Origin of the sequence: Adhaeretor mobilis (assembly GCF_007741515.1) — a bacterium.
GTDB classification, from domain to species: domain Bacteria; phylum Planctomycetota; class Planctomycetia; order Pirellulales; family Lacipirellulaceae; genus Adhaeretor; species Adhaeretor mobilis.
In genome coordinates this window covers 454,638-479,114 of the sequence record NZ_CP036263.1, presented here as the reverse complement: position 1 = coordinate 479,114, position 24,477 = coordinate 454,638, and the positions used below count along the sequence as shown (strand labels likewise).

At 57.0% G+C, this 24,477-nt stretch carries 19 protein-coding genes and 1 pseudogene; 11 read left to right on the top strand and 9 right to left on the bottom strand.

The features are described from left to right. Positions 1-115 precede the first annotated feature (115 nt). The 5 genes from HG15A2_RS01855 to HG15A2_RS01835 all read left to right on the top strand — a co-directional run bounded on the left by HG15A2_RS01855 (position 116) and on the right by HG15A2_RS01835 (position 5,941). Positions 116-1,981, top strand: a complete 1,866-nt coding sequence (locus tag HG15A2_RS01855) for a S41 family peptidase (RefSeq protein ID WP_145057270.1) — start codon at positions 116-118, stop codon at positions 1,979-1,981. A 342-nt stretch (positions 1,982-2,323) separates the two neighbouring features. Beyond that, positions 2,324-2,929 (top strand): hypothetical protein, encoded by a 606-nt coding sequence (locus HG15A2_RS01850; protein WP_145057268.1) that lies wholly within the window; start codon positions 2,324-2,326, stop codon positions 2,927-2,929. 463 nt (positions 2,930-3,392) lie between these two features. Then, positions 3,393-4,937 carry a tetratricopeptide repeat protein gene (locus HG15A2_RS01845; protein WP_145057266.1) on the top strand — a complete coding sequence of 515 codons (1,545 nt, stop codon included), beginning with the start codon at positions 3,393-3,395 and terminating at the stop codon, positions 4,935-4,937. A 199-nt stretch (positions 4,938-5,136) separates the two neighbouring features. Next, positions 5,137-5,454: a DMT family transporter gene (locus HG15A2_RS01840; protein ID WP_145057264.1), complete on the top strand. Its 318-nt coding sequence runs from the start codon at positions 5,137-5,139 to the stop codon at positions 5,452-5,454. 304 nt (positions 5,455-5,758) lie between these two features. Continuing rightward, complete coding sequence (locus tag HG15A2_RS01835; RefSeq protein WP_145057262.1) at positions 5,759-5,941, top strand: hypothetical protein; 183 nt, start codon at positions 5,759-5,761, stop codon at positions 5,939-5,941. On the opposite strand, the gene HG15A2_RS01830 is transcribed toward HG15A2_RS01835, so the two are convergent. Then, complete coding sequence (locus HG15A2_RS01830) at positions 5,942-7,066, bottom strand: ISAs1 family transposase (protein WP_145057260.1); 1,125 nt, start codon at positions 7,064-7,066, stop codon at positions 5,942-5,944. It abuts the gene before it with no gap. Between the two features lie 97 nt (positions 7,067-7,163). Here HG15A2_RS01830 and HG15A2_RS01825 point away from each other — a divergent pair, with 97 nt between their 5' ends. From HG15A2_RS01825 to HG15A2_RS01810, 4 genes are all read left to right on the top strand, one after another. After that, positions 7,164-7,661, top strand: coding sequence for a hypothetical protein (locus tag HG15A2_RS01825; RefSeq protein ID WP_145057257.1), 498 nt, complete (start codon positions 7,164-7,166; stop codon positions 7,659-7,661). A 292-nt stretch (positions 7,662-7,953) separates the two neighbouring features. Further along, positions 7,954-8,823: a succinate dehydrogenase cytochrome b558 subunit gene (locus HG15A2_RS01820; protein WP_145057255.1), complete on the top strand. Its 870-nt coding sequence runs from the start codon at positions 7,954-7,956 to the stop codon at positions 8,821-8,823. Positions 8,824-8,969: 146 nt separating this feature from the next. After that, positions 8,970-10,991 carry a succinate dehydrogenase flavoprotein subunit gene (sdhA, locus tag HG15A2_RS01815; protein ID WP_145057253.1) on the top strand — a complete coding sequence of 674 codons (2,022 nt, stop codon included), beginning with the start codon at positions 8,970-8,972 and terminating at the stop codon, positions 10,989-10,991. A gap of 112 nt (positions 10,992-11,103) precedes the next feature. Continuing rightward, complete coding sequence (locus tag HG15A2_RS01810; RefSeq protein WP_218932264.1) at positions 11,104-12,402, top strand: PQQ-binding-like beta-propeller repeat protein; 1,299 nt, start codon at positions 11,104-11,106, stop codon at positions 12,400-12,402. 477 nt (positions 12,403-12,879) lie between these two features. On the opposite strand, the gene HG15A2_RS01805 is transcribed toward HG15A2_RS01810, so the two are convergent. From HG15A2_RS01805 to HG15A2_RS01795, 3 genes are all read right to left on the bottom strand, one after another. Next, positions 12,880-13,356 carry a YybH family protein gene (locus HG15A2_RS01805; RefSeq protein WP_145057249.1) on the bottom strand — a complete coding sequence of 159 codons (477 nt, stop codon included), beginning with the start codon at positions 13,354-13,356 and terminating at the stop codon, positions 12,880-12,882. Positions 13,357-13,574: 218 nt separating this feature from the next. Further along, a complete protein-coding gene (locus HG15A2_RS01800; RefSeq protein ID WP_145057247.1) occupies positions 13,575-13,808 on the bottom strand; it encodes a hypothetical protein in 234 nt (77 codons plus the stop codon). Between the two features lie 3 nt (positions 13,809-13,811). Next, entirely contained in the window at positions 13,812-14,417 is a 606-nt protein-coding gene (locus HG15A2_RS01795) for an RNA polymerase sigma factor (protein WP_145057245.1), read from the bottom strand. 259 nt (positions 14,418-14,676) lie between these two features. Between HG15A2_RS01795 and HG15A2_RS01790 the strand changes: the two are divergent. Next, a pseudogene (locus tag HG15A2_RS01790) lies at positions 14,677-15,111 on the top strand (YkgB family protein); the annotation flags it as partial. A 341-nt stretch (positions 15,112-15,452) separates the two neighbouring features. On the opposite strand, the gene HG15A2_RS01785 reads toward HG15A2_RS01790, so the two are convergent. From HG15A2_RS01785 to HG15A2_RS01765, 5 genes are all read right to left on the bottom strand, one after another. Continuing rightward, positions 15,453-17,258 (bottom strand): CRTAC1 family protein, encoded by a 1,806-nt coding sequence (locus HG15A2_RS01785; RefSeq protein ID WP_145057241.1) that lies wholly within the window; start codon positions 17,256-17,258, stop codon positions 15,453-15,455. A 105-nt stretch (positions 17,259-17,363) separates the two neighbouring features. Further along, complete coding sequence (locus tag HG15A2_RS01780; protein WP_145057239.1) at positions 17,364-17,567, bottom strand: hypothetical protein; 204 nt, start codon at positions 17,565-17,567, stop codon at positions 17,364-17,366. A gap of 194 nt (positions 17,568-17,761) precedes the next feature. Beyond that, on the bottom strand, positions 17,762-18,532 hold the full coding sequence (gene xdhC / locus HG15A2_RS01775; protein ID WP_145057237.1) for a xanthine dehydrogenase accessory protein XdhC: 771 nt from the start codon (positions 18,530-18,532) through the stop codon (positions 17,762-17,764). After that, positions 18,529-20,934, bottom strand: coding sequence for a xanthine dehydrogenase molybdopterin binding subunit (xdhB, locus tag HG15A2_RS01770; RefSeq protein WP_145057235.1), 2,406 nt, complete (start codon positions 20,932-20,934; stop codon positions 18,529-18,531). The genes xdhC and xdhB overlap by 4 nt, the downstream gene beginning before the upstream one ends. Beyond that, positions 20,934-22,523: a xanthine dehydrogenase small subunit gene (locus HG15A2_RS01765; protein ID WP_145057233.1), complete on the bottom strand. Its 1,590-nt coding sequence runs from the start codon at positions 22,521-22,523 to the stop codon at positions 20,934-20,936. The genes xdhB and HG15A2_RS01765 overlap by 1 nt, the downstream gene beginning before the upstream one ends. 362 nt (positions 22,524-22,885) lie before the next feature. On the opposite strand from HG15A2_RS01765, the gene HG15A2_RS01760 reads away from it, so the two are divergent. Then, on the top strand, positions 22,886-24,190 hold the full coding sequence (locus tag HG15A2_RS01760; protein WP_145057231.1) for a Zn-dependent hydrolase: 1,305 nt from the start codon (positions 22,886-22,888) through the stop codon (positions 24,188-24,190). The last annotated feature ends 287 nt before the right edge of the window (positions 24,191-24,477 follow it).

Below are 24,477 nucleotides of genomic sequence, written 5' to 3'. Positions count from 1 at the left end.
GACCAGACGCAACTCGCCATGAGCGTCTGGGCCGCCCCGAGCTGACAGGCCTCCTGAACTTGTCCGCTCAGCATGCGTTGCCGCTCAAGCGACGCGACCTCCCCATGCAAACACGATGAGCAATTACATGCCGACACGGGTCCCTACAACACCGCTCCGCCAGACGAACTCCCGATCGTCGTCCTGGTGGTCGTTCGCACCGATTGCCGCTGCGATTCTGCTTTGCCTTTCCGCGCCTGCCTGGGCTCAATACGAGTCGCTGGGCATTTCCAGCCCCAAACAACAAACGACCAACCAGCGACCACTGCGACAACCAAATCTCGCCGCGCCAACGAGCGAGCAAGTCGCCATTCCTCCGATGGTTCGGCCTTCGATGGCTCAGCCTCCAACAACTCGCCTGCTGGAGACCCCCTCGGCGAGTATCTTGGAAGGGATCCTGCGGGAAGGTTCGGAGCTCGAATCGGGTCGCCGTTGGAGCGAGGCACTAACGCACTACGAACAAGCTCTGCGCGAGCACCCCGGTGACACCACGCTCATGCGTAGGCAGGACCTCGCCAAGCTGCACTACAGCCTCGACCGGCGTTATAGCGACCGTAGCTACCTAAATTCGGTACGCTCGCTCTCCACACAGCAGTCGTTATCACTCTACTTGGAACTACTCCGCAAAGTTCACACCCATTACGTAAACACTCCCCCCTGGCAACGGCTAGGCGTGCGAGGCGTTACTTCACTGGACATTGCCCTCACCGACGATAGCTTCCGCAAGGCGAACGCTATGGTGGTGAGTCGCGACCAACTAGAAATACTTCGCCGCGAGTTGTACCAACTCATCGGCAATCGGCCTGTAGCCAGTCCGCAGGACCTAACCGCCCTAGCAGGCGAGGTGGCTCGACTGGCTGAGAGTCGCATCGGTCTGAACGGTTCGGCCACCGTGCTGGAATTCGTCACCGCAGCGGCTGGTGGGCTCGATGACTACTCCGCCTATTTGACTGCCGATCAACTTCGCGACGTTTACTCCCAAATCGAAGGCAACTTCGTCGGCCTGGGAGTCGAATTGAAAGCTGACAACGGTGCGCTACTAATCGTCCACGTCATCCCCGGCAGCCCGGCTGAACGGGCAGGCATTCTCGATGGCGACCGCATCATCGCAGTCGATGGTCTCGCCACCGAAGACATGACCACCGACCAAGCCGCCTCGATGCTCACCGGCGCAGAGGGTAGCAGTGTCCGCGTGGCTGCCGTAACTCCCGGCCAAACTCCTCGCCAGCTGACTGTGCGCCGCGAACACGTAGACGTACCCAGCTTGGAAGGGGAGAAGATTGTCGATCCGGATGCCGGCATCGCTTACCTCCGCATCCCTGCGTTCCAAAAGACAACCGCTCGCGATCTTGACGCGGCTCTGTGGCGACTGCACGCCAAAGGCATGCGATCGTTGATCCTCGACCTCCGTGGTAACCCGGGTGGCCTGCTGACTGCCAGCGTGGAAGTTGCCGACAAGTTCCTACAAAAGGGCGGCATCGTTTCGACCCGCGGCCGCAACGCTCAAGAGGATTTCAAGTACCAAGCCCATTACGGTGGCACTTGGCGCGTACCGCTGGTCGTGCTCATCGATGGCGATAGTGCCAGTGCGAGCGAAATATTCGCTGGTGCGATCAAAGACAATAAGCGCGGAGCCATCATCGGCGAGAAGTCGTACGGCAAAGGCTCTGTCCAAGGCATTTTCCCGCTCGGCTACGCCGGAGCAGGCATCCGTCTGACCACGGCACTGTTCTATTCGCCTCACGGCACCAAGATCAGTAAGCGTGGCGTAAGTCCCGACAACGCCCCGATTCGCACCGTGGCTAAGCCGATCGACGGCCAGATCAATGGGCCAGTGGCTGCCAGCACCGACCATGTCCTGCAGCTAGGCATCGCCGCTGCCCGCAATCCCGCAGGCACCAGACGCGTTGGTGCCGCCCGCGGCCGCGACGCGGCCCGCTAGGCTCCTTCAAGGCTTAGAACACGCGACAAGGGCAATTTGTTGCTCCTGTGCCAATTTCGGACTTCGGGATCGCAAAGTTACCGTCTGAGCCCTGAAGCCCGGAGCCTGAGGTCCGAGGCCACTGACACTTTCAACTGTCGACCTTCACGGAAATCTCAAGGGCAGGCAATTTGCCCATGCCGCTCAAGCCGCCGGGTCATTGACGTCACCGCCGCACCCGTCGATACTAGTGGGCTCTCCCGGTGCCACACAATAGGTAGGCACGCTGCGGGCGTTCTCGCGAGGGGTGCTCTCACCTCTCTTTTTTTGACTCCTACTTCTTTCTTGTAAACACGATTTCCTATGGCTAACGACGACGAAGATGATCTGTTTGGCGGTGAGTTCGACTTCGTCGACGAAGAGAGCGATCTGGAAGAGGACTCTGATGTGGAAGATTCGGACGTTGAGGACGCTTCCGACGTTGAGGACTCTGAGCTGGAAGACTCCGACGAAGATAGCGAGCTAGAGGAAAAGAAAAAGAAGAAGCCTGCCAAAAAAGCTCCCAAGAAGAAGCCTACTCGCAAGAAGGCCGCCAGGAAGAGCGATAAAGACGAGGACACCCCCAAGCGTGCCAAACGCAAGGCAAAACGCAAGCCCACGAGCAAGAAACCCAGCAACGACGAGGATGAGAGCGACAAGGCTGACAACAAGAAGGACGACGACGAAAAGGCTGACGACGACTCTGCCGAGAAGAAGCCTGCCGAAGAGGAAAAGAAGGAGCCCGAAGTCCCCGCCGACCACGTGGTGCATATCTACCTGCACGACGAGTTCCTACGCACGCTCGATCGAAAGTTCACCGGCGAGGAAGCGCTCATGTTCTGCGAAGCCTACAACAAGACCGGCAAGTCGTACGGACGACGCGCGCTGCCCGTCGGCGAAGAAGAAGAGACTGAGGCCTCGCTGAAGTAGGAGCTCGTTTGGTCCGTAAGGTCCTCTGTGCGGACCAAAGGATTAGCGCCCGTCGAAAGTAAGGTGCGACAAAATTGTCCCTAGTGTAGCGGTTGGAATGGTAGCGGTCCTGCTGGCCTGTAGGTCCGCACAGTGGACCCTACGGTTGGTGGCCAGTTCATCTCACCCCGCACAGCCGGAGCAATCGGCATTTCCCTGTCCTCGGGGAAAAAGGCTTAGCGAATCGCCCCTGTTCTAGGGCTCAAACAGCCGACCCGCCCTCGTTTCTCGTGGTATTTTGGGATAGCGATTCTACGAAGCCACGGTGCCGGATTTACACTCTTGTGCCACCACTGAGTAGAATAGTGGGCTGTCTCCGCTCCAACCATTCCGCGTCGCGGGTGCTTGTCGAGTAAGACAATCCAATTTCAATACACTCCGCTTCAAGTCCACATCGTTTCTTTCACCTGACAGAGCGTTCGATATGAGCCGTTTTCCACTACTATTGCTTCTTCTCGCGTTGCCCTTGTTCGCTGTAGGCACTTCGTCCGTCGGCCAAGATGCCGACGAAGAGACCGCGCTCGATCCCAGTGACGCGAACTTCCTGTACGCTCCTGAGGCCGTCGCCGCCTACGAAGAGGGAGTTCGCCTTGCCGAAGCGGGTGAGAACGACCAGGCTCTGGCCGCGTTCAGCGCAGCGTTGCAGATGCAAACCGATTACAAAGAGGCTTACGTAGCCAAGGGTAAAATCCTGCTAGAGCTGGAAGATTATGAAGCGGCGAAAAAGGCTTTCCGCTCCGCCATTGATTACGACGCCCAATCCGCAGAGGCCTACAACGGTAGCGGCGAGGCTTCCCTCGAAATGGGCACCATCGACATTGCTTACAACGACTTTCTCAAGGCGCTCGACTTCGATCGTCAAAATGCGGAAGTGCTTTCGAACATCGGCCACATCGAGGTGAACTATCAGAACGATCCGGTCACGGGCATTCGCTTTCTCGACGACGCCATCGCGCTGAACCCTGAAGACGCCCGTGCCCATCGCGATCGCGGCTTGGCTCACGCTCGTCTGCAAGAATTCGACGATGCCACTACGAATCTGAAGAAAGCTGCTGAGATCGATCCAGGCGACTACGAGAACTTCTCCACGCTGGCTTCCATTTACTTGGCTGAGGATAAGTACGCCGAAGCAATCGAAGCACTCGGCCAAGCAATCGAGGCTTACGAGCCCAAGAAACACGCTGATCTCGATCTATTCATCGAAGGCTATCTCCAACGGGCAGATGCTCGCATGCAATTAGGCTTCGAAGAAGCCGAGACAGACAAGGCCGCCAGCATGGCCGCCTACGAAGCGGTCATAGGAGACGCCAAGAAGATTCTCGCCGAGTACCCCGATCGGTTCCCTTACTCCGGTTTGGCACACTACAACCGCGGAATTGCGGAGCGCATGCTCGGGCAGTACGGCGAGGCGATTAAGTCACTCACCGAATCCATCCAGAGCGTCCCCGGCGGACAACAGCCCTCGTACTTGGCTCCTGCCTATCTGCGACGCGGCATTTGCTGGCACTACCAGGACTACGACGATCTGGCACGTGGCGATTTCGAGCAAGCCGCCTCAATCAACTTTCTCGATCCTGTGCCTCACCTGTGGATGGGTCTCAGTTACGCCAACGAAGGCGACTATCGCAAGGCGATCGTGAAGTACAACGAAGCGATCTCCAAGGACCCCTCCTACGCACTTGCCTACGTGAATCGCGGTCGAGCTTACTACCAGCTCAAAGAGTACGAGCGAGCAATCACTAGCTTCAACGATGCGATCCGCAACGAGCCAACCAATGCGGAACACTACTACAAGCGAGGCATCTGCCACATGCAGATCGAAGAATACAAGAAAGCGGTTAACTCGTTCCGCTCCGCTCTGCTCAATGACCCCAACATGGCCAAGGCCCAACGCCAAATGGGCGAAGCCCAACGCAAGCTAGGCAACCCGAATTTGGGCGAAACCTACGAAACTCAAGCAGGGCAATAGGCACTGTTTAGAGAGCGCATAGATCACCTTTTTGGCCTGGGTGCTGAAGCATATGCTTAAGTATCCCGGCCTTTTCTATGCGCGAGTTTAAGCGTACGAGCGTTCAAGAAATCGCCAAGAGTATGTCCCCCCCGCTTGCTGCTTAACGGTATACCGTTGAGACTGGGACGCTCTGGTCACGAATAAGGAGAGACAACTGATGGCGTGGGTCTATTTGGTGCTGGCAGGCCTCTTTGAGATTGGCTGGCCTGTCGGGTTGAAAATGTCTCAACAATCGGGGACCCGCTGGTTGGGTATCGGACTGGCCATCCTGTTCATGACCGTCAGTGGATTGATGCTGTGGTTGGCACAAAAACAGATACCGATTGGCACGTCTTACGCCGTGTGGACAGGCATTGGCGCCGCGGGGACATTTCTCGTGGGCATCCTGTTCTACGGCGACGCCGCAACCATCGGCCGGTTTGCGGGCGTGGCGCTGATTCTCTCGGGAGTGATCACGTTGAAGTTGAGTCAGTAGGCCAAGTGAGGTGCCGGGTCATCAAGGTGGGGGGAAGCGTTCTCAGCATCCTCGGGATCGTCGATCTGTGTGTTCGCACCGATCATCGCGCGAGTGTATCGCTACTCCAGCGTGATCTGAGCGACTGTTTTATGATCAAGCAACTTGGCCAACGGCCCGTGGCCAACGGACACAATTGTTCTGCTCGGTTATTTGTACTAGCCGCCGTTCAGAGACCCTATCGGCTCAGTCGCAACAACTTGACATTAACCCATCGAAGCGGGAACAATTGCTACAGGTCCCGTCCTGTATCGGAGTGAATCAGATGGTCAGCAAGCTTGCCTTGTCGCTCGCAATCACAACAACGATGGGCTTGGGCTTCGTAGTGAATCCATCGGATTCCGAGTCTGAAAATTTAGACGTACTAAAAACAGCGCGTTCCTACAAAGACGGCGGGGGCTACAACAAAAACTGGAAGGGGAGTGGGACGCAGGGCAATCGCATCTAATTACGCTTGAATACTCGTGAGAATGGCTTGCAGTGTTTGGTTATTCCAACCTGCGCGGAGTCGTTTACCGCGCAGGCTTTCTTTGAGCGTAGTGTCTCGCTTGAGAATGGAGAGCGCCAAGCGACGCATTCCGGCAGCGATTTCTTGGCCGTTGCCTTTCCGAAGACGGCTTTGATCTTCTGAAAAAGTTACATCCAGCGACCAATGCAGTGAGTTCTCCACGCTCCAATGGTTACGAACATGTCCTGCTAGGGACCTGACCTTGGGGGGCAGGCTGCTGATGAAAAAGGAAGTCTCTTCGCTCAGCTTCTCTCCCGATTTACGATAGCGAAAAACCATGCCAACCGAGCGAAGGTCACGCCACTGCTCAGACAGTTTTGGGGGCGCGGGAGCGACGTAATACTCGCGACGCTCATCGCGGCCGTGATTCTTCTCCACCGTGACATGCCGACGCACGCCACGATAATCCTGATCGCCGTAGTCAATGAACAACTGGAGCAGTTGCTCATGCATCTTTTTTTGATTGCCTTTCACTTGCAAAACGTAATCAGCACCCGCTAGGCGAATCTTCTCAGCAGTTTGCTTCTGGCAATGCATCGCGTCGAGCGTGACGACTGCCCCTTCGATGGCCAGTATCTCCAAAAGCCGTGGTACGGCAGTGATTTCATTGGACTTTTGCTCCGTCGCGAGTTGTCCGAGCGAGAGATGAAGATCACTGGCCCACGCGTTGACCAGGTGCAAGGCTCCTGTGCCGGACGCTTGGTCGAAAGACCGGCGAAGTGTCTTGCCGTCGATAGCCACGGTCTGGCCTTGCAGATCGAGTTGCAGGCTGGCAACCCAGTTCGCTAGGCAGTGGTAGAATTCTTTGGTGTCCAGCAGCGAGAATACGCGACCCAACGTGTCGTGCGAGGGAATGCCATGCTCCAGAGGCAACCAGGTGCGGAACCAGTCGATCTTCTCGTTGCCAAATCGCTCGACATCGGCCCACGAGTCGGCTCCACAGATTGCGCCGCACAAGGCGATAGCCACGATGTCGCTGAGCCGATGTCGCTTGGTCCGTTCCATGCGAGGATCGGTAAGTTCCTCGAAGTGTGTAAGAATGACAGGGGATTTTGTAATCGCCATACGTCGACCTCCGTGCTAGAAATGCTATCGGCGGTTAGATTCCGACCCAACCGCTGAAATGACTTCTACGCAGAGATCGATGTATTCGGTCATTTAGATGCGATTGCCCTGGAGTGGGACGCCAGAAGAAGTGCGATTCAAGGGCCAGAAGATTCTTAGCAAAGGTGAGCGAACCTATTGCTGCGGATTTACATTCACGGTGGCCATGAAGGTCGCAACCGATCGAGGACTACTTCGTGAGGCTTCTGTAGAATCAGTCCGTAAGCTGCAAAAAGACTGGTACGGCACGACAAAGGAGAGTCGCGAGACTCAATGCGTATTCGCCCTCAAGAAACTAGGCATCGGAAAGGCCGTGAAAGCAGAAGAGGCTCAGCCCGGAGACTTCGTACAGTTTTGGCGAAAAAAATCGGGCCACAGCGTAATCTTCTTGGAATGGGTCGTCAAGGATGGCAAACAGGTTGGCCTGAAGTACCGTAGCTCTCAACCCAAGACCAATGGCATAGGCGACAACGTCGAGTATTTTAGCGATTCGCAAATCAAAGGGGCATCAATCGATCGAAGTCGCTGCCACCTTTGTCGGCTTCACAACAAGTAGCCTGCCATTTAGGTTCTGCCGCCTGTTGAATTATTCTGATGTTTCCCTCGCCGACTTAGGCAACTCGGTAATCTCGACCCCCTTGTACCAAGTCTCACCCTCCGGACCACTGTGGATTTGGAGGGCGATGCCGGCCAAGAAGTATCTGCTGCCGTCGTGCGAGTCGAACCTTCTCAAGTCGCTAGCCCCCACCCCGCGCCGGTTGTCACCCCCCCGACACACCTTATACTAGGAGCGCGCCGCAAATCAGCCTGCGGCCAATCCCTTAATTCCCCCCGCAGGATCGCCCGTCGTGGACCAGACCCAGCCCTCAGACCAGCAGCATTCGTTTCTCGCCCGCCACGATTTCTTGATCCGCCGCCTGCACTCGCTCAGCGGACTGATCCCCGTGGGCGCCTATATGGTCGTCCACCTGATCACCAATGCTAGCGTGGTCAACGGCGCAAGCACTTTCCAAGGTAACGTCTACAAAATCCACTCCCTTGGCAACTTGCTACCGCTGGTCGAATGGGTATTCATCTTCATCCCCATTCTGTTCCATGCGGCCATTGGCTTCGTCATCATCGGCGGAGGCATGCCCAACTCAACGCAGTATCGCTACGGCTCGAACGTGCGTTACACGCTGCAGCGTGCCACCGGCATGATTGCCTTTGTGTTTATTATGTTACACGTGTTTCACATGCACGGTTGGTTCCACGAGGAGTCGTGGGTGAAGAATGTGGTCGAACCGCTCGGCGGCGGGCAGTTCAAACCTTACTCCGCCACTAGTACCGCCAGTGAGGCACTGCAAAGCATCGTACTTGTGGGACTCTACCTCCTCGGTGTGCTGTCCTGCGTCTTCCATCTAGCTAATGGCCTGTGGACGATGGGCATTACTTGGGGAATTTGGACCAGCGAGAAGGGTCAAGCCCGTGCCCTGAAAGTTTGCACAGCCCTTGGCTTAGGGCTGGCAGCGGTAAGTGTCGTGGCCCTGTTTGGCATTCGCGGCGCGACCGACACTCCAGAGAAGCTCGAAGAAGTTCGAGCGATGGAAGAAGAAATGTACGACGCGAAAGTAGAAGCCCGCGAGCTCGAACCGAATGAGCATAAATTTCGGAAACACGAGGAAGCAACTACTGAAGACGAAGCCTCCCAGGCCGATTCGGAAGATGCATCTCAGTGAGTACCGAGTCGTACAGTGCTCGCAAAGGCGCCAAGTCGCAAAGCAGCCAAGCCGGTCCTGTTCGCATGATTAACCACAAACAAAAGACTCTTACTCTGCGCCTGAGCGCCGTTAAGAGAGACCAAAGCTGTGAGGAATGATTCACGATGGCTGATCAGAGAGTCCTAATCGTCGGTGGCGGCCTTGCCGGCCTTGCCGCCTCCATGAAGCTGGCAGAGGCAGGTATTCCGGTCGACTTGATGAGCCTCACGCCGGTCAAGCGCTCGCATAGCGTTTGCGCCCAGGGCGGAATCAACAGCGTCAACGATAGCACGCGCCAACTCGGCGACAGCGAGTGGCTGCATCTCGACGATACCGTCTACGGTGGCGACTTTCTCCAGCACCAGCCGCCCGTTAAGGAAATGACCGACTGGGCACCGCGCATCATCGATCTGATGGATCGACTTGGCGTGCCGTTCAATCGCACACAAGAAGGCTTTCGTGATCAACGTCGTTTCGGCGGTACGTTATTCAAACGCACCGCCTTCGCCGGCGCAACAACTGGCCAACAGTTGCTGTACGCCCTCGACGAGCAAGTGCGCCGCTGGGAAGCCAAGGGGATGGTCACCAAGTATGAAGGCTGGGACTTCCTCGGCCCGGTTCTCGACGAAAATGGTCGTTGCCGCGGTGCCGTTGCCCAAAACCTGGTCACCATGGAAATCCGCTCCTTCGCTGCCGACGCCGTAGCGATGGGTGTCGGTGGGTGCGGGCTCATCTATGGACGCAGCACCATGAGTATGGCCTGCACCGGTGCCGCTGCGAGTCGCGCATTCCAAGCCGGTGCGAAGTACGCCAATGCAGAGTTCATCCAAGTTCACCCCACCGCCATTCCCGGTGCGGACAAGTGCCGTCTGATGAGCGAGTCGGCCCGTGGCGAAGGAGGCCGTGTATGGGTGCCGCGCAAACCGCACGACAGCCGCGCCGCCGCAGACATTCCCTCCGCAGAGCGTTACTACTTCCTCGAAGAACGCTACCCAGAGTACGGCAACCTCGTGCCCCGCGATATCGCCACGCGCGAAATCTTCAACGTGTGCGTGAATGAAGGCCTCAGCGTCGATGCCGATCGCCAAGCCGTGTACCTCGATCTCACGCACATTTCGCGGGCCGAGCTGGATCGCAAACTGGGCGGCATCCTCAGCATCTACGAGAAGTTCCAAGGCGTCAATCCGCGCGACGTCCCCATGAAAATCTTCCCTGCAGTGCATTACTCGATGGGCGGCCTATGGGCCGACTACGAACGCACCGCCGCCGGCGGACTCGTGCCGGGATCGCCACGCAACCAACAGACCAACATCCCTGGACTGTATGCCATCGGAGAATGCGACTACGGCTACCACGGAGCGAATCGCCTAGGCGCGAACTCGCTACTCTCCTGCATTTTTAGCGGCCTGTTCGCCGCGCCGGGCATTGAGAACCTGCTTGGTTCACTCAACGATTCCGCCAGCGATGAAAAATACGACCAACTCCTCCGCGGCCAGCGTGCCGTCAAGCAAATGGAGCACGATAAGCTGCTCACTAGCGAAGGGGGCCGCGAGAATCCTTATGTGCTTCATCAGCAGCTCGGCGACGCCATGACGAAGGCCGCCACCGTAGTGCGCGATAACGGCCAGCTGCGCAACGCACTCAGCCAGATTAACGAGCTGTGCGAGCGTGTAGAAAACTGCTCGCTCTCAGACACCGGAAACTGGACCAACCAAAACGTGGTGTTCACCAAATCGCTCCGCGACATGTTCCCGCTGGCCAAGTCACTGCTCAAGGGAGCACTCGCTCGCGACGAATGCCGCGGCGCTCACTTCAAACCAGAGTTCGCCGCGCCCGGCATCAAGGCCACCGACCCGGCCGCTCGCCAACGCGAAGCGGAACAGTGGTGCGACAAGTTCGAGGAAAAGAATCGCAAGTGGCTCAAGAGCACCATCGCCACACTCGACGCTGACGGCGAGCCACAACTTTCCTACGAAGAAGTCGACACCAGCCTCATCCCACCTCGCCCGCGCCTCTACGGTTTGGTCGGTGCAGAGATCATCGAGAAGGTTTGGAAAGAACGCTCCGACGCCGCCAAAGCAGTCGCCAGTGCCGAACGCAGCAACACGGGTGCCCCCGCTGCGTCGGTGGCAGAGCCTGTGCGGTAGCAGAGTCTGTGCTGTAAGACGGGACGAATGCATATCGTAATAACGTCGTGATTCGCTCGATTGGGAAGCGTTGCATCCAGATGGTGCTCCCCTTTCAGTAACGAAAGAGACGATGATGGACCGCAAATTATCAGCGTTGATTTTGCTTCTCAGCTTCTTAGTCGTATCCACTGCCGACGCTGAAGATTGGCCCCAATGGGGCGGCCCGCAGCGTGATATCGTTTGGCGTGAGACAGGCATCGTAGAAAAACTCCCCGCGGAGCTTCCGCGAGTTTGGTCCGCACCGATTGCCGAAGGGTACGCAGGACCTGCCGTCGCAGACGGGCGGGTTTTCGTGACGGATCGCTTAGCGAAGGAAAACCTCGAACGTGTTCACGCCTTCGATGCTTCCACTGGCGACCCACTGTGGTCGCACAAGTACGACGCTCCCTACTCGATCAGCTACCCCGCCGGTCCGCGTGCTACGCCCACCGTGGATGGCAACCGCGTGTACACGCTCGGCGCGGTCGGGCATCTATTTTGCTTCGATGTCAAATCGGGGGATATCGTTTGGGGAAAACACTGCGTCGAGGACTACGGCACCAAGCTACCCACGTGGGGCATGGCTGGGGCTCCGCTGGTGGACGGGGACCAGCTGATTGTGCTCGTCGGCGGTGCAGACGGCGCGCTGGTCGTGAGCTTCAACAAACACACTGGTGAGGAACTTTGGCGCGCCCTCGACGATCCGGATGTCGGCTACTGTGCGCCGGTAATCCTGGAGTTCGGCGGCCGCCGGCAACTGATCATCTGGCACGCATCGCATGTGTCGTCGCTCGATCCGGCCACCGGCGCACTTCTCTGGCAGCACCCGTTCCCCGTGCGTTACGCCCTATGCGTTCCCACGCCAAGAAAGCTGGGTAATCGCCTGTTCCTCACTGCTTTTTACGAAGGCCCGTTGATGCTCGACCTGGGAGAGAATGGCCTCACACCCAAGGAACTCTGGCGTACTGACCCCAGCAATAACGATCTGAAGAACAATAGCCTGCACTCGATCATGCCAACCTCGATCGTCACGGAGAAGTTCATCTACGGCATGAGCAGTTATGGCCAACTCCGCTGCGTGCGCACCGACACCGGCGAGCAAGTGTGGGAAACCCTCAAGGCAACCGGCAAGGGCCGCTGGTGGAATGCCTTCCTCATTCCGCACGGCAAGATGAGCGGCGAGCGCGTGTACCTCGCCAACGAGCAGGGCGAGCTCATCCAAGCCCGCCTGACCGGCGCCGGTTACGAGGAAATCGCCCGCGCGCACCTCATCAAGCCCACCCGCAAGGTGCAACGTCGCATGACCATTTGGTCGCACCCCGCGTTTGCGATGAAAAGCGTGTTCGCGCGAAATGACGAGGAGTTGGTGCGAGTTGATTTGGCGGAGTAGCTCGGCCATCCTGGCTGAGTAGAGCAATTCCCCCTTAGACGAAGTCGTCCTCATAAGAACATCCCGATAAGAATTCTTGCTCTACTAACGGTGTCTTCTATTGAATGCTGGTTATCATAGAAATATTCGTTTTCACGACAAATAAACTGGGCGCGAAGTCGCCCAGATCATCGAGCGGGTAGCACCGACACTCCAGCCTCAAGAGGGTGATTTGGCGTGTTCGCACGACAGGCCGAGTGTCGGTGTCGAAGACAAGAGGCGCTCGAGATGCAGAACCGGCTGGCCTCTTGTGCTCCGCACACCGACACTTATCCGAGCAATCCTGGCGAGCGGGCAACGCCACCGACGGATGAAGTGTCGGTGCTATCCACTATCTATTGGGGGAGGCGACCGGATTTCGCTTTCGTTCTTCGAGCGATAGGACCCCTCAACCAGAACGTCGCATGGCAAGCAGTTGTCGCATGGCCTGGCAACTTGTTATTTCGCAATGACCTTCACGCGCTCGATTCCTTGAATGGCTGAAGAATGCTCCATCACGATCCGCCAACCGTCTTTCGTCTGACGTAAGGTAGTCGTGGTGCGGATGTGGACTTCACAATGGGTGCCATCTCCAAGTATCTCGTACTTGAATCGGTGTATGAACGAGACAAGAGCAGTCTTGTCGAAGACTCGAATTCTCATCTTTTGAGATTTTGAGTTGTAGAATTTGACCGCTTTCATGTCGCGCACATACGAGTCAGAGATTTCCTTGTGGCCCCTCAATGACAGTCCATTTGAGGCTAGCATCTCCACCGTTTCATCAACTTCGTAGAATCCCGAGATTACCTGCGGGTCGTTCTTATTAAACGACTCAACCCACGCGTTCACCGTACGTCGAACACCCGCTTCGCCCTCTACCTCCTGGGCAGGTAACGAAGCATGCAGCAAGAGAAGTACAGGAATAAGGATCTTCATGGCGTTTTCGGGCTACTAGTAGTTTGACAGAAACCTATGTAATAAAGCCTACCCTACCTGAGGCTTCAGGAGATGAGGAATCAATTGTAGTGGATAACTCGCCTCGGAGCGAAACACCTTAAGCCCCTAGCCTACGCCCCTACTGGCTGTGTTTGCGCTGACGGATTCTGATCCTTGGTACGGTTCCACCCACAAAAACACGACAGGGCAGGGCACCACTATTGGCTATCGCGCAGCACATGCATCAGCGCTTCAAATTCTTCGCAACATTCGGTGCAAATGGCCAGGTGATGCTCGACCGCTTCCAGGCCCTCGGGCACCGTCTTGCCGGCAAGGCTGTTCTCTGCGAACTGGGAGAGTTTCTCCGTGCACTCATCGCACGCAATCTCGTCCGGTCGAGTGAGCGATAACATGCCGAGCAGAGTATCAAGTTGTTTGCGTGATAGTGCCATAAGCTAGGTTCTCGCCGCCTGCCAATCTTCAGCGGAAAATCCGCGTTCTTCCAGTGACCGCTTCAGTCGCTTCCTGGCGTCGTGGGTTAATTTGTAGATCGCATTACGATTGCTGTCCGTGCGACGAGCGATCTCCTCCAAGGGCACGCCAGCAAGCTCTGCCAGCAGGACCTCCTGTTGCTTCGCCGTCAGATCGTTACGGATCGCGTCGTGCATGGCATCAACCAACTCGGCGCGGTCGCTTTCGAATTCCGGTAACGCTTGATCTTCACTAGTAGGCTCTAGCGATCCGGCATCGGCGACTACCTGCTCCAACGACACATCTTTCCACTGCCGTTTGCGTAGCTCAGAGTAGGCCGTGCGAATGGCAATCGTGGTTGCCCACGTAGTAAACTGGCTACGTCCTTCAAAGGTATCGAGGCTCTTCAATATCTTGAGGAGCGCCTCCTGCGCCATGTCCTCGGCGAAATTGCCAGTCAAGTCAGGGCGCGCCCGAAACGTATTCTGCAATCGACGCAACAACAGTTGTCGTAGCTCTGCCAACGCAGCATCACACTGCGGACCTTCCTCTCGAAGTCGTGCAATCCACTGCTGGTTGGCAAGTTTCATGGTCGTCGTGCCGGCTACTTCCTTCTGACGCGGTTTCTGAGGCAGGTATTACCAAGTATCGAGAGAAAGAATCCGTTTTTCAAAGTAAGAGTCGTATCACACCAGGAGTCTAATCTACTACGGGACTCGCTCGAGAAGGCGAGCCTAGCAATAGAACCAACCCCCTCATCAGTGAGTTTACCCCATGAATAATCTCGAAACTACCAATCAATTCTGTAACAGCGCAAGACTCAGCAAGCTCTAAAACCTCGGCCGCTATCTTACCTTCTATGGCCTGGCGATTGTCGTCCTTTGGATCGGCGGCATGAAATTCACCCAGTACGAAGCGGAAGGAATCTCCGGCTTCGTGAAGAACAGCCCACTGATGAGTTGGGCGTATTCTGTGATGAGCGTGCGCGGATTTTCGACCGCCCTCGGGGTCGTCGAAATCATAATCGCGTTGCTGCTCGCCCTCCGCCCCTTCTCCGCGCGAGCGGCCGCCCTGGGAAGCCTACTCGCCATCGGCATGTTCCTCACCACACTCAGCTTCCTACTCACCACGCCCGGCATCTGGGAAGAATCCCTCGGCGGCTTCCCTGCACTATCGGTCGCCCCGGGGCAGTTCGTCTTGAAAGACTTTGTACTACTGGGAGCATCGGTGTGGTGCCTAGCAGATGCTTGCCAGGCGTGTTGCTCGAACGAGCCCGTTGCATGAAAAGGCATGCTGTGGTGGAGCGAGAAGTTAGCCGACGGGCTTGCTGCCGCGATATCTAAAGTAGAGAACAGCCAAAGCCTGCTATTGACGACGAAAAGCCCTGACACACAAAACGATAGCAGCTGCCAACACAGCTGCGAGATTGACAAGGCTATAGGCGTCCCCTGTCCTCACATAATTCCGAATGCACATAGGCACACCAATAAATACAACGACGCAGATTAGGAAAATGCTCGCCTTTTGAAGTCGTGCTCTTCTCCTGCTAAGTTTCTTGTTCATGCGTAAGCCAGTTGTCAAGTCGATTGCAAGAACTCAACCCGCGCGGCCAGCAAGGGCGACGGCTAAGAAAAGTTATCTGCCAAGTTTCGCCTACCGCAGGCCACCGCTGCCGCGGCCAATAGCAGCAGAAGTATTGCGATCGAAGGCTCAGGCACAACTTGCGTAGCCGTCGGAGGTTTCACACCGTTGCCGAATTGCTGCTGCCAAGCGAGCAGGTCGAAGCCATTGCTCAAGCCGTCGAGGTTGGAGTCGCTGCCGGGGCCGATTCCATAGTCGGCTTGCCACTGGGCCAGATCGTCGAGGTCGACTTGGTGGTCGCCATCAAAATCGCCGGGCGTCTTGACGTCGAGGAATTGATCCACGGTCACGTCGTTTATGATCTGCACGGTCCCGTCGGGCCACGCGATCTTCAACTCGTCGATGAGTGTCTCGTCACCCAAGCCAAAGTGTACCGGCACATCGCTTTGGTTGAACGTGCCTGCATTGGTGTTCGCCTCACGGCGTAGCGTGCGTTGCTCCGGTGTGCCTTCGTCGAGGGTCGCGTAAACGACTGCTCCGATGCCGCTCGTGTTGTCCGACGGGCCAGACAAGTTGATCGCGAGCCAGTGATTGTCGTTGGTCGATGCATCACTGAGGTAAACGCGTTCGCTGGAGCCGCCGTCAGTGGGCGCAATGAGATCTTGATCGCCATCCATGTCAATGTCCGCCCAAGTGCTGTCGTACGCCCCTTCATTCGCTTCGTTGAGACCTTCGAGAATCGTGACATCGGTAAAACTCCAGTTGCCGTCGTTGCGATAGAGCTTGCGTGCCACGTCCCTACCTGAGCCAGGCCGGTGATCGTGGAAGAACAGATCGAGGTCGCCGTCGTTGTCGTAATCGATCGCTTTGCCGCCGTTGAGGTCGCCGCCGTTATCGCTCAGCAGGGGATGCCCCGTGAGGCTGTCTACGTCCGTAAACTGGTTACTGCCATCGTTGCGAAAAATCTTGCTGTCTTGGGCATCGGCCCCGACCATGAACAGATCGAGGTCGCCATCGTCGTCGAAGTCGTAGAACTCCGAGCCGTAGCTATTTTCCAAATACTGTGTGCCATTGCCGTCGGCAATATCGATGAAGCTCAACGAGCCGGTTTGTGCCAGCTGATTCTCATAGAAGTTATTGCGGATGTTGCCGCCAAAAATGCAGGTTGAAATATAAATGTCGAGATCTCCATCGCCATCCGTATCTCCAACGGCCATGCCATAGCCTTTAGCTCCGAACGGTTCTTGAAATCCGACCGCAGCACCAACCGGCGTGAACGAACCTCCTGAGCCTTGCAAGTAGATTTCATGCTTCTCGGGACCTTCCATACCAAAGATCAGGTCCAGGTCGCGGTCGTTATCGATATCGACCCAGGCAATATTTTGGTGGAAGCCGGGATCGTCTAACCCAACGGCGACGCTCGTGTTTGTGAAGCCTCCCAAGCCGTCGCCGCGCAGTACATCACCCGTATCGTTACTAGGATTGGATTGACCAACGAAGACATCCATGTTGCCGTCGCCGTCGTAGTCGCCCCAGGCGGCGCTCCAGGAGGACCCCAAACCAGCGGGCAATGCGTTGGAGATGTTGGTAAACGAAAGCGATCCGCTGCCGATGATGTTGTTGCGAAAGAGTTGCTGAGCGCCGGGAACTCCCTGAAACATGACGTCGAGATCGCCATCGTTGTCGATATCGGCCAGCGAAGCGCTGCGAGAATTAAAATTTGCCCCGCCAAGTACCGTGGCTCCGTGTTCGGTAAACGCAGCATCGGCTTCTTGTCCATGAGCGAGCAACAGAGACACGACTGCAACACCCGCTCGGACGGTCTGACTCAATGGTAAGATTGACTTCATCGCTTTGCCCTCAATAGTACAAGCTGATACTACATCTCTCCGACTCGTCGAACCCTCACAAGTGGCCGGCAACCACCAATATACTACAACTCGTTCGAGGGGTACCTAAAGAATGCGCAGGAAACGTAGCATCGCCAAACCCTGAGCCGGTGGCACTATGAGTTGATGCTCAACGTTGATGCGAGAAAAGCCCAATTCACTCCGTGCCAGCAAGCACTCACGGTCGCTGAGCACTTTGCGTATCGCTTCGAACTTTTCGCAACATTCGGTGCCGATCGCGAGGTGATGAGTGCCGGGAGTGTTGTTCAAGAGAACCAATTGCGCGAGTGGTTGGCCATTATGTGGAGAGTCGTTAGCCGACGAGCTTGCTCGCCGTGATGTCTGCCTTGGGCAAGAGAATTCCTAGTTGAACTATCTCACTTTGGGGAGCTCTTTTGGAGATGCGGTGCGTGAATGAATTCCCGAACCGCGCGGCGAGCAAGCTCGTCGGCTAACGAAACTTTCTAGGTAGATCCACGCACTTCCAACAACTGCGCCGCGATACTCACCGCGATCTCCCCCGGGTGATTCGAGCCGATCGGCAATCCCACGGGGCAGTGGAACTGGGCTTGCTCCGCGGGAATACCCGTCTCGGCAAGTTCCTTGCGTAGCACGGCGGCTTTCGCACGGCTACCAATCACACCGAGGAACGGGAACGTGCGGCCCGATTGAAAAATGCGCTGCAACACTGGCAGGTCGCTCGCGTGGCCGCGGGTCATGCACAGGACGTAGGCATCGTCAGGCAGTCTCTCGACTTCTGCTGGTGGGTCGTCGGTTTGGATAGTTGCGATTCCTGCCGGAAGCTGCTCTAGCCATTCTGCGCGCGGGTCGATGCATGTCACTCCGCAACTCGGCAAGTGCAGCAATTGCCGCGTGAGCGCTTGGGTGACATGCCCCGCGCCGAAGATAATTACCTGCCAGCTCGGCATGCCGAAGGTTTGGAAGAACATTCGCATGCGACCACCACAGGTCATGCCCACGTCGGCTTTCAGACTCCAGTCATGAAGGAGATGGTCGACTCCCCCGTCGAGCATCGCTTGCGCTTCGGCAATCGCTTTCGCCTCGACCCGTCCGCCGCCAACCGTACCGGCAGAAATTCCGCCGCTGGTCACAAGCATTCGCGCGCCAATGTCCTGCGGGGTTGATCCAATTGCCTCGATCAGCGTGACCAACACGTAAGGTGTTCCCGCATCGGCCAGTTCTTTGCAGCAATTCAGAAAGTCGAGGTCGCTCATGTTGTGGCAGACTCAACAGCACTCTTGGTCAACGTCGTCATCCTCGTGAGCAGTTCCTCGGCCGTCGCGGGAATCGACAGTTCGACTGGCCCTGGGACACTCGCCTCGTCGGCGATGTGGGACAGCGCGTGCTTGGCTGCTAGCCAAACGCACAGCCCCAGCATGAGCGGAGGTTCGCCGACGGCTTTGCTCTTGCGCACGTTGATCGTGTGCTTGGGATTGTCGATGAAGTCTACGTTGAACGTGCGCGGCAGGTCGGTTACGTTAGGAATTTTGTAAGTCGTCGGGCCCGTGGAAAGCAGGCGGCCCGTTTCGTCATAGCGCAGGTCCTCGTTCGTCACCCAGCCGACGCCTTGGATGAAGCCGCCGATCACCTGCCCACGATCGATGCCCGGGTTGATCATTTTGCCTACGTCCATCAACAAATCGGCCCGATCGAACGTCAGCTCGCCGGTGAAACGATCGATCGTCACTTCCGCAATGGCCGCGCCCGTGGTGTAGTAGAAAAAGGGATTGCCGCGGCCCGTTTCTCGATTGAAATCGACGCCCGGCGTCGCGTAGAAACCACGCGCACCCAGGTCCACACGCTCGCGACGTGCCTGGGCACAGAACTCACCAAATTCAATCCGCGCAGTAGGGTCAGGGTTGCGATTGTCGAAGACCCAACCCTCTTCCAGGCGAATGTGTTCGGGCGAAGGTGTGTAGCCAAGATCCGCTTGGCCAAACAGTTCCGCCGCGTAGTCGAACATCCGCGCCTTAATTTTCGCACACGCATCGAGTGCTGCCGCCCCGTTCAAGTCGGTTCCCGCACTGGCCGCGGTCGGCGAGGTGTTGATATTCTTCTCCGTGGAAGTCACCATCATTCGTACATGATCGGGCGACACACCAAACTCATCGGCGACGACCTGGCGAATCTTCGTGTTCAGCCCCTGCCCCATCTCCGTGCCGCCGGTTGAGACTTGGATCGTACCGTCGGTATAAACATTAACCAGCGCGTTCGCCTGGTTGAGGAATTTCGTAGTGAACGAAATCCCAAACTTCACCGGCGACAAGGCGATGCCCTTCACGTGCGTGCGGCTCCTGCTGTTGAACTTCTCAACGGTTTTCATACGGCGTTCGTAATCGGCCGAACCAACGAGCTGATAGAACGTCTCCTTGAGGACGTGATTGCGCACAATCTGCCCGTAGTGCGTGACGTTACGTTTCGGCTGAGTCTCCTTATCTTGGGAGTCGCGATAGAGATTCAATCGGCGAACGTCATAAGCATCGCGTCCTGTAGCTCGGGCGATGTCTTGCAGACAGTTCTCAATAACTGCCATGCCCTGCGGTCCGCCAAAGCCGCGGAATGCCGTATTGGGTGGCAGGTTCGTGCGGCACACTTGCCCAGTCACGCGCATGTGAGGGATGTAGTAGGCGTTGTCCGCATGCAGTAACGTACGTTCCAGGACCGAGGTCGAAAGATCGCAAAACGCGCCACCGTTGGAGTAGAACTGAAACTCTGCAGCCAGGATTCGCCCCTCCTCGTTGAACGCAATCCGATAGTCGGTTTCATAGGCGTGGCGCTTGCCGGTGATCTCCATGTCGTCGCCGCGTTCCAGCACCAGACGCGCGGGGCGTCGCGTGCGCTGGGCGATCATCGACACAGCTACCGCAGTCAATGCAGACTGCGTTTCCTTCCCCCCAAAGCCGCCCCCCATGCGATGGCATTCGCACACGACTTGATGGAACTTTACGCCAAGTGCCTCTGCCACCACTGCTTGTGTTTCGGTCGGGTTCTGCGTGGAGGAAGTCACCTTGACGTCCGCGCCTTCGCCCGGTTCGGCCAGGGCGGCTTGCGTCTCGAAGTAAAACTGCTCTTGCCCTTGCGAGTGGAATTGCCCGCTGAGCGTGTGCGGCGCTTTTTTGAATGCCGCTTCCAGCTCTGCCTGCTTGCCGGTGGCGATCACCAACGGGCTAGCAAGAAACGAATTGGCTGCTCGTGCGTCGGCCACCGTGATGAGTGGCGTGGCCGGCTTGCATTCCAGCTTGACGAGCTTGCGTGCCTCGCTTGCCGCTTCAGCTGTCTCAGCGGCAATGATCACGGTCGGCTGGCCGAGATAGGAAATCTCCTTCTCGACAAGAAAAGGCTCGTCCGTGAAAATCGGCCCGAAGTGATTCGGCCCGCGCAAATCCTTATGCGTGAGTACACACACGACTCCTGGTAGCGCGCGAGCTTCCTCGGTGTTGATCGACTCAAGCGTGCCCGCAGCAATTGGCGTGCCAACCAGTTCTACGGACAGTTCACCAGCAAGTCGCGGCATATCGTCAATGTAACGCGCAGCGCCCGTCACATGCCCGACTGCCGAATCGTGTGGCAAAGCGGTTCCAACGGAGGGGCCAGCAGAAGGTCCAACGGATGCCATTACACAATCCCCGCTTGCGGCTGAGCTTGTCCCGCAGACAAATCGAAAAAGCACTTCACGAACAAATTCTCAACCAACTGCAGCCGATAGTTCGCACTTCCTCGCACGTCGGAAATCGGCGTGACTTCCTCTCGTGCTTGTTGGCCCGCGGCACGCATCGTTATCTCGGTGAGCGGTTTCCCCACGAGCATCTCCTCTGCCAATGGCAAACGAACCACCGTCGGCCCCACACCACCGGTCGCAATGCGTGCTTCGAGAATCAGTGCACCCTCTTCTAGCGGGCCATCTAGCTCTAACCAAAATGCAGCCGTCATGACGCTGATATCCAGATCGCGTCGTTTGGAATTCTTGTACAGCTTCAGTTGCGTGCTCTCCGCGGGCAACGGTGTGCGGATCGAAACGATCACCTCATCCGGCTTGAGGTCTAGCTGTTTGTAGCCGAGATAGAAATCCTCGATCAGCACTTCGCGCTTCCCGCGCGTGCTAGCCAACTCAACCGTCGAACCGGCGACATAGTGAAAGGGTATCGAGTCGGCAATCGGCGAAGCGTTCGCCAAGTTCCCAACCAGCGTACCCATGTGGCGAATCTGCGGACTACCAAATCGCTTGAGCACCTCGTAGTATTCGGGAATACGATCTTTCACAAAGGCTTCCACACGCGACCAAGTGACCGTCGCGCCAATGACCAGTTCATCGCCCACGATCTCCAAGCGATCGAGCTCATCAACCGTACGCAAGGAAATAATATCCGACGGTGCGATCTTTCCATGATTGTGCTGCACGCCCAAATCCGTGGCACCGCTCACGAGCGTCGCCTGCGGGCGCTTCGCCTTGCGCTCGAGTAACTGCTCTAACGTCTGAGGCAGGAAGATTTCCGGCGCTGACTTTGCCGCCGGTGCGCCATTTTGAGCCACGCCGTTAGCCTCCGCAGTGGCGCGAGCATTCACATGAACCGCTTCGCCGGCGAGCTTCTTAAAATCAGCTAGCAGCGGAGCCGAGTCGTATCGCTGCGAAATGCTCTCCACCGTCGTCGGATCGAACGCCTGTCCTGCATCAAGAATCTGGGAGTAGCCAGTGCAACGGCACAGGTTTCCCGAGAGTCCCAATCGCAGTTCGTCGTCCGTGAGTTTTCCTTCGTTTGCACCCTTCTCGTCGTGAGAGTCGCATGCTCGCTCGGTGCTTTGACGTTCTTCGACCAATCCATGCATCGTCATCACGAAGCCTGGTGTACAGAAGCCGCACTGGCTGCCGTGGCAATCCACCATGGCCTGTTGGACTGCGGTGAGCCCAGGTACCTCGGTGAGCTGGTCTTCGCGATGCAAACCCTCGACGGTGATCACATGTCGTCGATCAAGTTGATAAACGAATGCAATGCAAGCATCGATGGCTTGGTACTCTATTTTGTCTTGCGCTTGGTTCGACTTGCCAACAAGGACCGAACACGCACCGCAATCACCTTCGGCACAAGCGACCTTGGTTCCTGTGAGCGAAGATTTCTCGCGCAGATAGTCACTCAGCGTAAGACCAGCTGCTGCGCCGCTGACTGCATGCCGGGTGCCGTTTACATAGAAGACGAGTTGGTCGCGCATGAAGAGTCTCTCGACCGGCTTTGGTTAAGCAGTTTCCTGGGTCGCCCCTACTCAGGATCGCAGGACGCCCCTTGCCGACGCGAGGGAGATTGATTCTGGTAGAGAGCATAAAACAGACGCCTTTTGCCCAATATCACGATAAGTTAGCCCGCGGCGGGCGTCAATGCAGCAGGTCGATTCGCCAGCAGGAGTGAAAGTTCATACCGGGTGTCATTCCGACGGTCGCCTGAGCGGCGGAGCTGGTCTTCTGGGACGCAAGCGGATTGAATCGCCCTAGGGCCTGCGTCCTAGTAGTACTGCTCGTTCCGCAAGTCTCAGTTCGGCATGACACATCAGCATTTTCAACCTTTGAGAAACCTTCCATGAGCCCCAACACCGTTGCAATTGCCGATGTGGTGATGTCGCGGTGCGATGAGCTAGCGGCATGTTCAGAGGACCCGGAGTGCATCACCCGGCGTTATCTTTCGCCCCCGATGCACGACGTGCACGATCGCCTTTCGGGCTGGATGCGCACCGCGAATCTCACAACACGCATCGACAACGCAGGAAACCTCATCGGCCGTCGAGAGGGCACCATACCGACAGATGGCGCATCTTCCAGCGAGAACCCAGCCCCCAACAAGAACCCAACCCACAACAAGAGCACAGTTCCCCGCGCCTTGCTCGTCGGTTCGCATCTCGATACGGTGCCCGGCGGCGGTCGCTACGATGGCGTGCTGGGCGTGCTCATGGGTCTAGCGTTGGTCGAACTGCTCGGCGATACCCCGCTCCCTTTTCATATCGATGTCGTTGGCTTCAGTGAAGAGGAGGGCGTGCGCTTCAGCAAACCGTATCTGGGGAGCAGCGCGATGGTGGGCGAGTTCCAAGCGGAATGGCTAGAGCGACAAGATGCCGACGGCACCACTTTGAGTAGAGCGATCGTCGACTTTGGCTTAGCGCCCGACTGCTTGTCGGATTCTGCCTACAGTCCCGAAGAAGTTATCGGGTTTATCGAGCCGCACCTCGAACAAGGACCTGTGCTGGAAAGTTGCGGCTCACCCGTCGGGGTGGTCAGCGCCATTGCCGGCCAAACACGTTTGCGACTGAACTTTACCGGGGAAGCGGCCCACGCGGGAACCACTCCCATGCAAGGACGGCGCGACGCGCTGGTGAGTAGCGCCGCATTCATTCGCACGGTCAGCGACTTGGGCCAACGCGTCGAGGGGCTTCGCGCTACGGTTGGTCAATTGCAAATCGTACCCAACGCACCCAACGTGATTCCCGGCAGCGTCGAACTTTCGCTCGATGTGCGACACCCCGAGGACGAAGTGCGGGAGCAAGCGATTAAGGAGCTACTCGTCCTTGGCGAGAAGATTGGACAGGCCGACGGTACTACTTTTTCGGTGCTCGAAGAAACACCCGAGGCAGCCGTTGTCATGGGTTCGCAGTTGAAAGAGCTCTTGTCCCAAGCAGTTGTGGAAAGCGGCTACGCGAAAGTCGAACTCCCCAGCGGTGCCGGGCACGACGCAGTCATGATGGCAAAGCGTTTCCCGACTGCTATGCTATTCCTAAGGCACCCGGGCGGCGTGAGTCATCACCCGGACGAACGCGTCGAGCGCGACGACGTAGCCGTAGGCATCGAAGTGCTGGGCCGTTTCGTCGAGCGGCTTGCCGGATGTGGTGATTGATCCCGAAACTGGCCTCCATAGCTTTCCATCAACCCTTGATGACTAAATCTGCCAGCAAGCTCATTGGTCCACTGTATGGAAACCAATATGCCACATTCGCCTCACGATTCTCAGCCTCGCTCGATATTGCGTTCGCGACGGTTTTGGACTTCTTCCCTAGCCTGTCTTCTCACTGCCTTCTCTTTGGCAGTCGCGTTCATTGTTGGTTTAGTTATTGGTTCGAGACAGAACTACGACAGATTTGCGTCAAATCAAAAGGCACGGATAGAAGAGTATCTCATTGAATA

Excerpts from the sequence above, each read along its gene's own strand:
- HG15A2_RS01855 (WP_145057270.1), top strand. The coding sequence starts at position 116 with ATGAGCAATTACATGCCGACACGGGTCCCTACAACACCGCTCCGCCAG.
- HG15A2_RS01850 (WP_145057268.1), top strand. The coding sequence starts at position 2,324 with ATGGCTAACGACGACGAAGATGATCTGTTTGGCGGTGAGTTCGACTTC.
- HG15A2_RS01845 (WP_145057266.1), top strand. The coding sequence starts at position 3,393 with ATGAGCCGTTTTCCACTACTATTGCTTCTTCTCGCGTTGCCCTTGTTC.
- HG15A2_RS01840 (WP_145057264.1), top strand. The coding sequence starts at position 5,137 with ATGGCGTGGGTCTATTTGGTGCTGGCAGGCCTCTTTGAGATTGGCTGG.
- HG15A2_RS01835 (WP_145057262.1), top strand. The coding sequence starts at position 5,759 with ATGGTCAGCAAGCTTGCCTTGTCGCTCGCAATCACAACAACGATGGGC.
- HG15A2_RS01830 (WP_145057260.1), bottom strand. The coding sequence starts at position 7,066 with ATGGCGATTACAAAATCCCCTGTCATTCTTACACACTTCGAGGAACTT.
- HG15A2_RS01825 (WP_145057257.1), top strand. The coding sequence starts at position 7,164 with ATGCGATTGCCCTGGAGTGGGACGCCAGAAGAAGTGCGATTCAAGGGC.
- sdhA (WP_145057253.1), top strand. The coding sequence starts at position 8,970 with ATGGCTGATCAGAGAGTCCTAATCGTCGGTGGCGGCCTTGCCGGCCTT.
- HG15A2_RS01810 (WP_218932264.1), top strand. The coding sequence starts at position 11,104 with ATGATGGACCGCAAATTATCAGCGTTGATTTTGCTTCTCAGCTTCTTA.
- HG15A2_RS01805 (WP_145057249.1), bottom strand. The coding sequence starts at position 13,356 with ATGAAGATCCTTATTCCTGTACTTCTCTTGCTGCATGCTTCGTTACCT.
- HG15A2_RS01800 (WP_145057247.1), bottom strand. The coding sequence starts at position 13,808 with ATGGCACTATCACGCAAACAACTTGATACTCTGCTCGGCATGTTATCG.
- HG15A2_RS01795 (WP_145057245.1), bottom strand. The coding sequence starts at position 14,417 with ATGAAACTTGCCAACCAGCAGTGGATTGCACGACTTCGAGAGGAAGGT.
- HG15A2_RS01785 (WP_145057241.1), bottom strand. The coding sequence starts at position 17,258 with ATGAAGTCAATCTTACCATTGAGTCAGACCGTCCGAGCGGGTGTTGCA.
- xdhC (WP_145057237.1), bottom strand. The coding sequence starts at position 18,532 with ATGAGCGACCTCGACTTTCTGAATTGCTGCAAAGAACTGGCCGATGCG.
- xdhB (WP_145057235.1), bottom strand. The coding sequence starts at position 20,934 with ATGGCATCCGTTGGACCTTCTGCTGGCCCCTCCGTTGGAACCGCTTTG.
- HG15A2_RS01765 (WP_145057233.1), bottom strand. The coding sequence starts at position 22,523 with ATGCGCGACCAACTCGTCTTCTATGTAAACGGCACCCGGCATGCAGTC.
- HG15A2_RS01760 (WP_145057231.1), top strand. The coding sequence starts at position 22,886 with ATGAGCCCCAACACCGTTGCAATTGCCGATGTGGTGATGTCGCGGTGC.